This window comes from Kribbella sp. NPDC051620, assembly GCF_044453825.1.
GTDB lineage: Bacteria > Actinomycetota > Actinomycetes > Propionibacteriales > Kribbellaceae > Kribbella.
Genome location: NZ_JBITDB010000003.1, coordinates 823,991 through 835,541, shown reverse-complemented (window position 1 = coordinate 835,541; position 11,551 = coordinate 823,991). Strand labels below are relative to the sequence as shown.

Sequence of the window (11,551 nt, the reverse complement as noted above, 5' to 3'; positions counted from 1 at the left end):
GTAAACGAGGCCCCGGCAATCCCCAATGGATTGCCGGGGCCTCTTCATGCGTGGCTCAGGTACTGGGTGACCAGGTGGTTGGTGTAGGGGCGGGGGACTGGTTCGCCGGTGATGAGGACTCGGTAGTAGATGGGGCTGACTAGTTGTTCTACGGCTGAGTCGACGTCTGTGGTGGTGGGGAGGTCGCCGCGGGCTATTGCGTTGAGGAGGGGTTGGCGGTCTCTGGCTCGTTGGTGGGTCAGGTGGTCGGTGCGGAGGCGGTCGGCGACGGTGGGGTCGTGCTGGGCTTGGCCGGCCAGGGCGCGGAAGACGGCGCCTTCGTCTGTCTTGGTGAGGAAGTCGGCCAGTCTGGCGAGGTGGCGGCGGAGGTCCGTGGCCAGGTCGCCGGTGTCCGGCGGGGTCAGGTACTGCGCCGCGTCGTCGACGAACGCCTCCATCAGGATCTCGATCTTGGACGGCCACCAGCGGTAGATCGTCTGCTTCGCGACGCCGGCCCGGGTCGCGATCCCTTCGACCGTCAGGCCCGCGAATCCCTTCTCCACCAGCAGATCGTCGGCCGCATGGAGTACCGCCTGCCGTGCCTCTTCGCTCCGCCCGTGCCTGTTCCCGTGGTGCACAGCCCTGCCTCCTCCATGATCCCTTGCCTAGACCATACGTTGCGTCTAGCCTAGCGATCATGACCAACACGCTGCATAGTCCGGCGGTCCAGAAGGTTCTCGACCGCCTCTTCGAAGATGCCAAGCGCGACGACGACGTGCGTACGGCGGGCGGTGACGGTTTCTCCTACGAGTCGGCGACCGCGCAGGAACGCGCCGACGCGCTTGCCGACATCTACATGCCGATCTCCGCCGCCGGCGGCCAACTGCTCTACTCCCTGGTCCGAGCCGCCCGTCCGACGACGGTGGTCGAGTTCGGTACCTCGTACGGCATCTCCACCATCTATCTGGCAGCAGCCGTCGCCGACAACGGCACCGGCCAGGTGCTGACGACCGAGCTGAGCGCGACAAAGATCGCCGCCGCCCAGGCAAACCTGAACGAAGCCGGCGTCGCCGCCCCGGTCACCATCCTCCCCGGCGACGCCCTCACAACCCTCGCCGACGTCCCAGGCCCGATCGGCCTGCTCCTGCTGGACGGCTGGAAAGACCTCTGCCTCCCTGTACTACGCCTGCTGGAAGACCGTCTCGCCCCCGGCGCCCTGGTAGTCGCCGACGACAGCTCCTTCCCCAGCATGTCCGACTACCTCGCCTACATCCGCAACCCCACCAACGGCTACGTAACCACGTCGTTCCCAGTAGAAGACGGCATGGAAATCAGCTGCCGCACCTGATCCCACCAGCAGCCGGCCCCACCCCCGCGAGCGCAGCTGTAGGAGGCCGGGCCTCGGCGCCACATGCGCAGCGGCGGCTGCCCGCCCGTCGCCCTCACCAAGCAGGCGATGGGAAGCCCGCGTGCCGAGGGGTGGGTAGCGTTAGCCGATGCGGACGCGACGACGGAGCGTTCGGCGAGCCTGGCGTGTGGGCTGCTTTCGCAGGGATGGGTGGCAGCTAGCGGACGGCGACGCCGGCGTGGGCGCACTCCATTCGCGTCCGGCGACGACGGCTCTGCGCGACACCGCACCACACCAGCCCCCGGGACGGCGGGCTCCCACCCATCGCTTTCACCTAGCGGGCGACGACGGAGGAGCCCGCGTTCAGGGTGGGTGGGAGCTAGCCGATGCGGTCGCGACGAAGGAGCGGGCGGCGAGGCCGGCGTGGGGAGTACTTGGTGGGTGAGGGTTAGTTCAAGGTCATTCGGGGTTCGCCGTTCAGCAGGCCGGTTCCCGCGATGGTGCAGGTGCCGCCTCGGTTTTGGGTGTAGGTCTGGCGGAGGCAGGAGCGGAGGGCCAGTTGGCCCCAGTAGTTGGGGTGGATGGATTCCTGGATGTAGTAGTTGGAGCCGGCCGTGGTGACCGTGCGGATCTGGTTGATCCATTCGGTTCGGTCGACGGCGGTGGGTTGGGTCCAGGAGGAGAGGCCTACCTCTTCGTACAGGCCGACCGTCTTCTCGCAGAGGCGCCGGCCGTTGAAGGTCGACTGGAGTTCGAGTAGACGCGTGTTGGTCAGGCCGGATTGGCCGATGGCGGCGCGGACTGTGCTGTTGATGGTCGGCAAGGCAGTCGCGTTGGCCCAGTCGGCGTCCGCGTTCCAGAAGCCGCAGCCGCCGACGCTCTGCCGGGTGAAGCCGGATTGCCCGTACCGGAAGCCACTAGCAGAAGGGATGGGAGACGGGTACGTCTGCACGAGCAGCGTCCACGCGTTGTCTCCGTAGCCGGCGTTGCGCATCGCCGTCCGCACGTTCTGGAAGGCGGAAGCGATCCGGCCGCGAACAGCAGTCACGTTGGCTGCGGTGAAGTTGGCGACGACGGAGGAGTCGTCGCGGCAGTAGTCGGGGTTCCAGGAAGGTGAGAGCAGGAAGTCGGTCACGCAGGACTGGACGACCGACGCGAAGTTGAAGTCGTTGCCGCCGATCGACACGACCACCTGCTTGACGTTGTGCGCGGCCGCGAACTGCTGCAGCAGCTTCGCCTGGCCCAGATGACCGGCGCCGTCGTCGTAGAAGTCGAGCCCGGGTTTGAAGTTGTCCCCAGTGGTCGTGCCGGTCGTCGCGCCCGAGCAGGCGAGGTTGAGTCCGCCGACTCCGCCGCCGATGTAGGCCTCGGCCGACTTGCTGCGGTGGCAGCGCGGGATCGTCTCCGCGGTACCGGTCGCGTTGTCGTGGTAGGCGTGGGCGCCGAGCGCGTCGGCGGGTGCCTCGGAGTCGTTGGAGCTGCCGGCCCAGCGGCCTGCTTCGCCGGAGATGTACGAGTCGCCGACGGTGACGACATACGGCGTACCGGAGCCGGGGCCGTCCGCGTGGGCTGCTGGGGCGGTGACGACCAGGCTGCCGGCCGTCAGGGTGAGCGCGGTGATGGTCAAGGACAGTCGTCTGGGCACAAGGGCCTCCTCGCCGGGGCGGCGGCGACCATTCGGACCCCGTGATGGTCACCGTGCAGCGAGAATGTACTCCCGAGTAATCAAGGAAAACAGACCGAGAGTGCTGGCACGTTTGCGCCCTGTCACCACCGGGTCAATCATTGCCGGGCTGAGGCGGAGCGGGGTAATGCGTTGACCACCAGGACTGCCAGCGTTCGCCGAGTCGTTCGCGCTCGTTGTCGTCGAGGCCGTACAAGGTGAGGGCTGCCATCGCCGCCCCTGACGGCTTGGCCTCACCGGGCGCGATGTAGCTGAGCACGAGCAACCCATCGCCCCACTGGTCCACCGTCAGCCCGACCTGATGCTCCGACCGGAACCACACCGACCCGCTCACCGCCTCGCCCACCACCTCAGCCCGGTACTCCGAACCGACGGCCCCGTCGAGCCCGAGCAACTCGGCTGGACCCGTACTACGACCACCGATCCCCGAGTAGAACAAAGTTCGTCGCCCCGACCCCGGGTGCCGCTCCAAAGCGAACCGCAACTGGTGGAGGAACGTGATCCACCCCTCGGTGATGTCGTCGTAGTACGCGTCCCAGTCCGGATTGGCCCCGTACGCCGCCCGCGTCAACGTGACCCTCGAGCCACCCTCCCAAGGCTCCACCACGAATCGATCGCCGTTCGGGCTGGTCAGCGTGTGGCCGTCCTCGACGGTGCCGTCGCTGAAGTAGATCAGGTCGATCTCGGCATCCAGCTGCGGATCCTCCCAGCCATGCCAGTGCCGGATCTTCTCCTTGTCCCGCAGGGCATCCCAGACCGCGTCGACCGGCGCGGCCACGACCACCACGATCTCGGGCGTTTCCTTGCTCATGCCTTCTCTCCTTCTGTACTACGAGGCGCCGGGTGCCCGCCGGCGATCAAGCGATAAGGCCGCCCGTCAGGGTTGTCAAAGGTCTCGACCACCTGCCGTACCGCCTCGGTCAGCGCATCGGTGAAGCGATGCAGATCGCCCGGCTCGGCGAACCGCACCGATGCCTCGAGCGTGAAGGTCAGCAGACGCTTGCCCTCGGCATCAGCCTTGTTCTGCATCCGGGCCACGTCGCGAACAGTCCCGGCAGCCACCTCCACCAGATGCTCAGCCGCGTACTGATCACCGATCCGGCTGAACGCCCGCCCCATCACCGCCGGGTCCACGACGAAGGAGCCCGACGTCGCGCGCAGGATCCGCTCGACGCACCCTCGCCGCTGCCGCTCCTCCACCAGCTCGACCAGCCCGGCCTTCTCAAGCTCGCGCAAGTGGTAGTTCACCCGCTGTCGAGGCAACTCCAGAGCCGCCGCCAACTGCGTCCCCGACGCAGGCTCCTGCAGCAGGTCGAGCAGCTTCCGCCGCAACGGCGACAGCGCGGCCCGCACCTTCTCCGGCTCCTCCAGCAGCTTCATGCCCAAACTCTCGTATTGACAGTTTCGTTTGTCAATACGGAGATGAGGGAGCATGAGCGCATGGTGATCGAGGGGCCGCAGCTGCCGGTGGGGACTCAAGTGGTGTTGCGGGTCGAGCGGCGCGACCAGGCCGGCGGTACTGCGCAACGCGGCGCGACCGGACGGGTCACCGGGGTCACTCCCGACGGCCAGTACGTCGTCACGCTGGTCGACGGGCGGGAGGCGACGGCCAAACGCGACCAGCTCAGCCTGCGTACGGCGTACCAGAGTGAAGCGGTTGCCGTGGATCAGCCGGACGGGGATCGGCTGGTGCTGGAGCACACGATCTATGCGGCCGTCGTCGGGTCGCGGGCGTTCGGGCTGGACACGGATGCGTCGGACACCGACACCCGTGGCGTCTACGTCGCGCCGACCGAAGCGTTCTGGTCGCTCGGCAAGCCGCCGATGCATGTCGACGGGCCGGCGGAGGAGTGGTTCTCGTGGGAGGTCGAGCGGTTCTGCGAGCTGGCGCTGAAGGCCAATCCGAATCTGCTCGAGGTGCTCCACTCGCCGCTGGTGGTCAAGCAGACGCCGCTCGGTGAGGAACTGGTTGCCCTTCGCAGGGAGTTCCTCTCGCAGCTCGCCTATCAGACGTACTCCGGGTATGTGCTGAGTCAGTTCAAGAAGATCGAGGCGGACTATCGGCGTGACGGGGCGCCCAAGTGGAAGCACGTCATGCACTTACTCCGCTTGTTGCTCGCCGCCCGCACCCTCCTGACCGAAGGCGAGTTGGTGGTCGATGTCGGCATCAATCGCGAGCGGCTGCTGGCAGTGAAGCGCGGTGAGGTCGCGTGGGCGGAGGTCGAGCGCTGGCGGCTCGACCTGCACCACGAGCTCGAGAACGCCTTGCAGAAAACAGTTCTCCCCGCGGTACCGAAGGTGGCTAAGGTTGACGCTTGGCTCAGATCGGTCCGAAGGAGGAGCATCGGTGACGCGTGACATGCGTGAGCTGGACTACCCCGAGCTCCAGGCGATCATCACCGGCCAGCCGTATCGCTTGCTCTTCGCAACGGTCTCCGGCGCCCATCTGTACGGCTTTCCAAGCCGCGACTCCGACGTCGACCTCCGCGGCGTCCACCTGCTCCCGGCCACGGAAGTCGTCGGGCTGACGACCGGCCCGGAGACGCTCGACCGGACCTGGTTCGAGAACGAGGCCGAGGTCGACCTCGTCACGCACGACCTGGCCAAGTTCCTCCGGCTGATGCTGCGTCGCAACGGCTACGTGCTCGAGCAACTGCTGTCGCCGCTCGTCGTGGCGACCAGCCCTGAGCATGAAGAGCTGATCGCGCTCGCCGAAGGCTGTCTGACGCATTGGCACGCGCATCACTACCGCGGGTTCGCGACGACTCAATGGGACTTCTTCCAGAAGAACGGTGAGCTCAAGCCGCTGCTCTACACCTTCCGGGTGCTGCTCACGGGCATCCACCTGATGCGCGCCGGTGAAGTACAGGCCGATCTCCGTGTACTACGGACCGAGGTCGGCGAGGCGCCGGAGTATCTCGGGGAGCTGATGGCCGCCAAAGCCGAGGTCGAGCACGGCCCGGCTGTCGGCCCGTCGACAGCGCAGCTCGAGCGGGACGTCACCATGCTCCGCGAGGCGCTCGACCAGGCCGAAGCCGAGTCGAAACTGGGCGACGAGCCCACTGCCGCGGCCGCGCTGAACGACCTGCTGGTCCGCACCCGTCTGAGAGCACGCTGACCAGGTATTCCTTAACTCTGTGAAGCTATTGACATCTGCTCTGCGCCAGGAAATAGTTTCGTCCTGAAAACAATCAGAAAGCAGAGTGAATCAACAGTGTCGAACGCCAAGGTGCTGCAGCTCCGCTCGGCGGGTGTCAGCCTGGTCCTGGACTGCTCCGGTCCGGCTCTTCCGTCCGTCCTGCACTGGGGCGCTGATCTCGGCGCGCTGGATGAGGCGGCACTGGCAGACCTGCGCGAGGGAGCGGGCGCGGTCCAGGCCGGCAACGGTCTCGATGACAACAAGCCGGTCGCCATCATCCCGGAGTACTCCGCGGGCTGGTTCGGGCTGCCGGGGCTCAACGGTCACCGCGACGGGCAGGACTTCTCCGCGTCCTTCCAACTCACCGAAGTCGCCCAGTCCGGCAACGCGGTCCAGGTCACCGCGGCCGACCCGCAGGCCGGGTTGAGCCTCGCTCTGGTGATCGAGCTGACCGACTCGGGCCTGGTCCGGGCCAAGGCTGAGCTGACCAACACCGGTACGTCCGTCTACACGGTCGACCAGTTGCTGCTCGCCCTGCCGGTGCCGACCGAGGCGACCGAACTGTTCGACATGACCGGTCGGCACATCGGCGAGCGGCACCCGCAGCGGCACGCGTTCACCCAGGGCGCGCACATCCGCGACAACCGCCGCGGCCGCACCGGTGCCGACGCAACCCTGCTGCTGATCGCCGGTACCCCCGGCTTCGACTTCGGCACCGGCGAACTCTGGGCCGTCCACACCGCCTGGAGCGGCAACCACCGCTCGTACGCCGAACGCGGCATGAGCGGGTACGCCGTGATCGGCGGCGGCGAACTACTCCTCCCGGGTGAAGGCCGCCTCGAACCCCAGGGCTCCTACGGCACCCCGTGGATCTACGGCTCGTACGGCATCGGCCTCGACCAGATGTCGACCCGCTTCCACGAGTACCTGCGGTCCCGCGAGAGCCACCCGAAGACCGATCGCCCGGTGGTGCTGAACACCTGGGAGGCCGTGTACTTCGACCTGGACCTCGACAAGCTCAAGGCGCTCGCCGACGCGGCCGCCGAGGTCGGCGCCGAGCGGTTCGTGCTCGACGACGGCTGGTTCCGCGGCCGTCGCGACGACCACGCGGGGCTCGGCGACTGGTACGTCGACGAAGGCATCTGGCCGAAGGGCCTGCACCCGCTCGTCGACCATGTCACCGGCCTCGGCCTGCAGTTCGGTCTCTGGGTTGAGCCTGAGATGGTCAACCCGGACTCCGACCTGGCCCGCGAGCACCCGGACTGGATCCTTGCCACCGGCAACCGGATGCCACCGACCGCGCGGCACCAGCAAGGGCTCAACCTCGGCATCCCCGCGGCATACGAGTACCTGCTGGAGCGGCTCGACAGCATCCTGAACGAGTACGACATCAGCTACCTCAAGTGGGATCACAACCGCGACTTCGTCGACGCGGGCAACCAGCAGACCGGTACTGCGGGAATCCACGAGCAGACCCTTGGCGTGTACCGCCTGCTGGACGAGCTCAAGCGCCGTCACCCGGGACTGGAGATCGAATCCTGCTCGTCCGGTGGCGCCCGGGTCGACCTCGCCATCCTCGAGCGGACCGACCGCGTCTGGGGCAGCGACAGCAACGACGCCCTGGAGCGCCAGAAGATCCAGCGCTACACCCAACTGCTGCTGCCGCCGGAGCTGATCGGCTGCCACGTCGGCCCGCCGAAGGCGCACACCACCGGCCGCACCCAGAGCCTCGCGTTCCGGGCGTCGACGGCTCTCTTCGGCCACTTCGGCATCGAATGGGACATCAGCCTGGCGTCGCCGGAAGAGCGCGAAGAGCTGGCCGGCTGGGTCGCCCTGCACAAGGCGCTCCGCCCGCTGCTCCACACCGGCCGGGTAGTCCGCGCCGACCGCGGCTCGGACGACTTCCTCCTCCACGGAGTAGTCGCCCAGGACGGGTCACGCGGGGTCTTCTCCGCAGTACAGGTGGCGCAGTCGATCACCTCCGACCTCGGCCGCGTCCGCCTCCCGGGCCTCGACAAGGACCGCACTTACCGAGTCAGCAGGATCGCCACGCCCGGCCCAGAGCCCCGCCACTCGGCCCCCTGGTGGCGAGACGGCGGCACGGTCCAGCTGAACGGCGCAGCACTCGCCGCTGTCGGCGTACAGGTCCCCGCGCAGTGGCCCGAGACAGCAGTGCTGCTTGAGGTCCAGGCGGTCGACTGATCCGCATGACTTGAGCTGCCCCGGGGTGCGACCCCGGGGCAGCTTGTTTTTGCGGTGGGGGTTGTCCCTGGTCGGACGTACCTCAGGGGGAGTACGTCGTGGTGCGTCTGATGGGGTAGGTGCCTCCTGGGGAGTAGGTGAGGTGTCGCCGCGGAGGCGACGCGCGGACGGGTGGTTGGGCGACACGATCGGTGCAGTCGGGATTACTGCGAATACACCGAGGAGTGTCATGAACGAGGAGAAGCCGATTCGGATCGGCGATCGGGAGCGGGAGGAGGCTGTCTCTCGGCTGGCCGCGCACTACGAGGCCGGGCGGCTGAGTGCTGAGGAGCACCAGGAGCGGGTTGGGGAGGCGTTGCAGGTCAAGACGCAGGTGGAGCTGGCGGCGTTGTTCGCGGATCTGCCGGGGGAGTCGACGGCCGGACCGCAGCAGGCAAGTGAAGGTGAGCAGTGGGCTGGGCCGTGGGGATGGTCGCGACCGCCGTGGACGGCGCCGCAGGACCAGGGCGCTGGAGCTCGGCGGCAGGGGGTTTGGAGTGGGCGGCAGTACGGGCCGCCGTGGGCTTGGGGTGGGCGGGGACCGCTGGGGCGGGTTCCGTTGCCGTTGCTGATGGTGCTGGCGGTGGTCGGGGTGTTGGCGTCGATCGGGTGTGTGGTGTTCGGTGGGCATCCGCCGGTTCTGCCGTTGGTGTTGCTGGTGGTCGGAGTGGTGATCGCCAAGAAGCGTCGGCAGGAGCGGCGGGCATGAGAGCGGCGTACCGGGTGCTGGCGTCGTTGATCGCGCTGGCGGTGATGTTGCAGGTGGCGTCGATCGCGCTGGCCGGGTTCACGATCGCCAGTGACGCCGAGGACGGGGCGACGATCGGGGCCGACTACAGCAACTTCGGGCAGAGCTATCACAGCATCGCCGGTACTGCGATCGCCGTGCTCGCGCTCGTCTTCCTGATCGTGTCGTTCCTGACCGACGTACCGCGCGGTCGTGCCCTGGCCGGGATCGTGCTCGGGTTGGTGGTGCTGCAGTTCGTGCTGGCCGTCGTCTCCTTCGGACTCCCGGCGCTCGGCATCCTGCACGGCATCAACGGACTCGCGGTCGCCGCCGTCGCCGGGATGGCGTCGCGCCGGGCAGCGGTAGCAACCCAGCCGACCAGTGCGTAAGTGGAGGGGACGGCTGATCGCCCTGGGGGTGACGCTCGCGGTACTCGTGCCGCTGGCGTACCTCTGGGCGACCAGCCTCGTCCCGAACAATTACTCCGCCATGGACATGGGGTACGCCGACTACGGCGGCGGGCCCTCAATGGGCCACATGCATCACGGCGAGAAGAGCGTGGCCGACCTGACCGGACCGCGACAGGGCAAGGCCGATGTCGCCGTCACCCTGATCGCGCGCAAGCAGAAGTTCACCCTCGCGAGTGGTGAAGAGATCGACGGCTTCACCCTCAACGGTTCGTCGCCCGGCCCGCTGATCCAAGCCAGGCAAGGCGATCTCGTCGAGGTCACCCTGGTCAACGAGTCGGTCCGCGACGGTGCGACCCTGCACTGGCACGGGATCGACGTGCCGAACGCCGAGGACGGTGTCGCAGGTGTCACCCAGGACGCGGTACCGGTTGGTGGCAAGCACGTCTATCGCTTCAAGGCCGAGGATCGAGGGACGTACTGGTACCACTCGCATCAGGTATCGAGCGAGGAGGTCCGCGACGGCCTGTTCGGCACGATCGTCATCGGCGGCGCGCAGGACGACGTGGTCGCGGCGATCCACACGTACGACGGCAAACGCACGATCAACGGCCGGACCGGTGAGCAGCGGCTGGCCGTTGCTGCAGGCAAGAAAGTCAGAGTCCGGGTCGTCAACACCGACAACACGCTGGTACGCACCGGACTCACCGGTGCGGAGTACAAGGTGGTCGCCGTCGACGGCCGGGAGGTGCACGAGCCGACGCCGACGACAGCCGCATTTCCGTTGGCCGCCGGTGCAAGAGTCGACCTCGAAGCCGTCGTGCCGGCAGCAGGAGCGTTGAAGCTCGAGGCCGGAACGGTCTCGCTGATCCTCGGCGCGGGTGATGACCCCGGATCGTTGCCGAGTGCAACCGTCGATCTGCTGACCTACGGTACGCCGGCGCCGCTCGGTCTCGATCCGGCGAAGGCGGACCGGCGGTTCGAGTACAGAATCGGGCGCAGCGCAGGCTTTCTCGACGGGGTGCCCGGTCTGTGGTGGACGATCAACGGGCACAAGTTCGCCGACGTGCCGATGTTCATGGTCGCCGAGGGGGATGTCGTGGTGATGACGGTCAGCAACTCCAGCGGCCAGGCGCATCCGATGCACCTGCACGGCCACCACGCGGTCGTGCTGTCCAGGAACGGCGTCGCGGCGAGCGGATCACCGTGGTGGATCGACACTCTGGAGGTGGGCGACAAGGAGACGTACGAGATCGCCTTCGCCGCCGACAATCCAGGCATCTGGATGGACCACTGCCACAACCTGCCGCACGCCTCGGAAGGCCTGATGACCCATCTGGCCTACGAGGGCGTCAGCACGCCGTACCGGGTAGGCGGCCCCACCCACAACCAGCCTGAATGACCTGTTGATCGACGGAAATGGATCGTTCTATAGTCCCGGATCATGGCTGAGTTGACCAGCAAGCCGCTCGACCCGAGCACCTGGCCCGACTTCGCCCGGCTCGTCGAGGACCACCGGGGAGTCTGGGGCGGGTGCTGGTGCATGGGCTTCCATCCCGACGGACTCAAGGGCAAGACCGCCGAGCAGAACCGCGCGGACAAGCATGAGCGGGTGATGGCCGGGCAGACACATGCGGCGCTGGTCTTCGACGGGGACGACTGCGTGGGGTGGTGCCAGTACGGGCCGACCGCCGAGCTGACCCGGATCAAGCACCGCAAGGAGTACGAGAAGGAGCTGACCGTGCTGCCGGACTGGCGCATCACCTGCTTCTTCGTCGCCAACAAACGCCGGCGTCAGGGCATCGCCGCCGCAGCCCTGGCCGGCGCCCTCCGACAGATCGAGCAAGCCGGCGGCGGCACGGTCGAGAGCTACCCGGAAGACACCACCTACCGCAAGACCTCCGGCTCGTTCCTCCACAACGGCACCCTCACCATGTTCGAACGCGAGGGCTTCACCCGATCCCGCCAGATCGGCAAACACGCCTGGGTGGTCACCAGAACGCTGTCCTGAGGAACCCGCGACCAG

Annotated in this window: 12 protein-coding genes; 8 read left to right on the top strand and 4 right to left on the bottom strand. The window is 67.5% G+C overall.

Translation table 11 applies throughout. From position 1 onward, the window contains the following. Positions 1-44 precede the first annotated feature (44 nt). The gene (locus ACIA12_RS16945) at positions 45-617 is read right to left on the bottom strand and encodes a TetR/AcrR family transcriptional regulator (protein ID WP_396367909.1); all 573 of its coding nucleotides are present in this window, start codon (positions 615-617) and stop codon (positions 45-47) included. A gap of 59 nt (positions 618-676) precedes the next feature. Here ACIA12_RS16945 and ACIA12_RS16940 point away from each other — a divergent pair, with 59 nt between their 5' ends. Beyond that, entirely contained in the window at positions 677-1,327 is a 651-nt protein-coding gene (locus ACIA12_RS16940; RefSeq protein ID WP_396367908.1) for an O-methyltransferase, read from the top strand. 448 nt (positions 1,328-1,775) lie between these two features. Here ACIA12_RS16940 and ACIA12_RS16935 read toward each other — a convergent pair whose 3' ends face one another. The 3 genes from ACIA12_RS16935 to ACIA12_RS16925 all read right to left on the bottom strand — a co-directional run bounded on the left by ACIA12_RS16935 (position 1,776) and on the right by ACIA12_RS16925 (position 4,391). After that, positions 1,776-2,972: a hypothetical protein gene (locus tag ACIA12_RS16935; protein ID WP_396367907.1), complete on the bottom strand. Its 1,197-nt coding sequence runs from the start codon at positions 2,970-2,972 to the stop codon at positions 1,776-1,778. Between the two features lie 133 nt (positions 2,973-3,105). Beyond that, positions 3,106-3,822, bottom strand: coding sequence for a hypothetical protein (locus ACIA12_RS16930; RefSeq protein ID WP_396367906.1), 717 nt, complete (start codon positions 3,820-3,822; stop codon positions 3,106-3,108). Further along, positions 3,819-4,391, bottom strand: a complete 573-nt coding sequence (locus ACIA12_RS16925) for an ArsR/SmtB family transcription factor (protein ID WP_396367905.1) — start codon at positions 4,389-4,391, stop codon at positions 3,819-3,821. The genes ACIA12_RS16930 and ACIA12_RS16925 overlap by 4 nt, the downstream gene beginning before the upstream one ends. Positions 4,392-4,433: 42 nt before the next feature. Between ACIA12_RS16925 and ACIA12_RS16920 the strand changes: the two genes are divergently transcribed. The 7 genes from ACIA12_RS16920 to ACIA12_RS16890 all read left to right on the top strand — a co-directional run bounded on the left by ACIA12_RS16920 (position 4,434) and on the right by ACIA12_RS16890 (position 11,536). Beyond that, complete coding sequence (locus tag ACIA12_RS16920; RefSeq protein ID WP_396367904.1) at positions 4,434-5,369, top strand: DNA polymerase beta superfamily protein; 936 nt, start codon at positions 4,434-4,436, stop codon at positions 5,367-5,369. Further along, the gene (locus ACIA12_RS16915) at positions 5,359-6,129 is read left to right on the top strand and encodes a DNA polymerase beta superfamily protein (RefSeq protein WP_396367903.1); all 771 of its coding nucleotides are present in this window, start codon (positions 5,359-5,361) and stop codon (positions 6,127-6,129) included. The genes ACIA12_RS16920 and ACIA12_RS16915 overlap by 11 nt, the downstream gene beginning before the upstream one ends. Positions 6,130-6,225: 96 nt before the next feature. After that, complete coding sequence (locus tag ACIA12_RS16910; protein WP_396367902.1) at positions 6,226-8,352, top strand: alpha-galactosidase; 2,127 nt, start codon at positions 6,226-6,228, stop codon at positions 8,350-8,352. A 229-nt stretch (positions 8,353-8,581) separates the two neighbouring features. After that, positions 8,582-9,100, top strand: a complete 519-nt coding sequence (locus ACIA12_RS16905) for a DUF1707 domain-containing protein (RefSeq protein ID WP_396367901.1) — start codon at positions 8,582-8,584, stop codon at positions 9,098-9,100. Continuing rightward, positions 9,097-9,507, top strand: coding sequence for a hypothetical protein (locus ACIA12_RS16900; RefSeq protein WP_396367900.1), 411 nt, complete (start codon positions 9,097-9,099; stop codon positions 9,505-9,507). The genes ACIA12_RS16905 and ACIA12_RS16900 overlap by 4 nt, the downstream gene beginning before the upstream one ends. Beyond that, a complete protein-coding gene (locus ACIA12_RS16895) occupies positions 9,500-10,927 on the top strand; it encodes a multicopper oxidase family protein (RefSeq protein WP_396367899.1) in 1,428 nt (475 codons plus the stop codon). The genes ACIA12_RS16900 and ACIA12_RS16895 overlap by 8 nt, the downstream gene beginning before the upstream one ends. 42 nt (positions 10,928-10,969) lie before the next feature. Beyond that, positions 10,970-11,536, top strand: a complete 567-nt coding sequence (locus ACIA12_RS16890) for a GNAT family N-acetyltransferase (RefSeq protein ID WP_396367898.1) — start codon at positions 10,970-10,972, stop codon at positions 11,534-11,536. The last annotated feature ends 15 nt before the right edge of the window (positions 11,537-11,551 follow it).

Excerpts from the sequence above, each read along its gene's own strand:
- ACIA12_RS16940 (WP_396367908.1), top strand. The coding sequence starts at position 677 with ATGACCAACACGCTGCATAGTCCGGCGGTCCAGAAGGTTCTCGACCGC.
- ACIA12_RS16930 (WP_396367906.1), bottom strand. The coding sequence starts at position 3,822 with ATGAGCAAGGAAACGCCCGAGATCGTGGTGGTCGTGGCCGCGCCGGTC.
- ACIA12_RS16925 (WP_396367905.1), bottom strand. The coding sequence starts at position 4,391 with ATGAAGCTGCTGGAGGAGCCGGAGAAGGTGCGGGCCGCGCTGTCGCCG.
- ACIA12_RS16920 (WP_396367904.1), top strand. The coding sequence starts at position 4,434 with ATGAGGGAGCATGAGCGCATGGTGATCGAGGGGCCGCAGCTGCCGGTG.
- ACIA12_RS16905 (WP_396367901.1), top strand. The coding sequence starts at position 8,582 with ATGAACGAGGAGAAGCCGATTCGGATCGGCGATCGGGAGCGGGAGGAG.
- ACIA12_RS16900 (WP_396367900.1), top strand. The coding sequence starts at position 9,097 with ATGAGAGCGGCGTACCGGGTGCTGGCGTCGTTGATCGCGCTGGCGGTG.
- ACIA12_RS16890 (WP_396367898.1), top strand. The coding sequence starts at position 10,970 with ATGGCTGAGTTGACCAGCAAGCCGCTCGACCCGAGCACCTGGCCCGAC.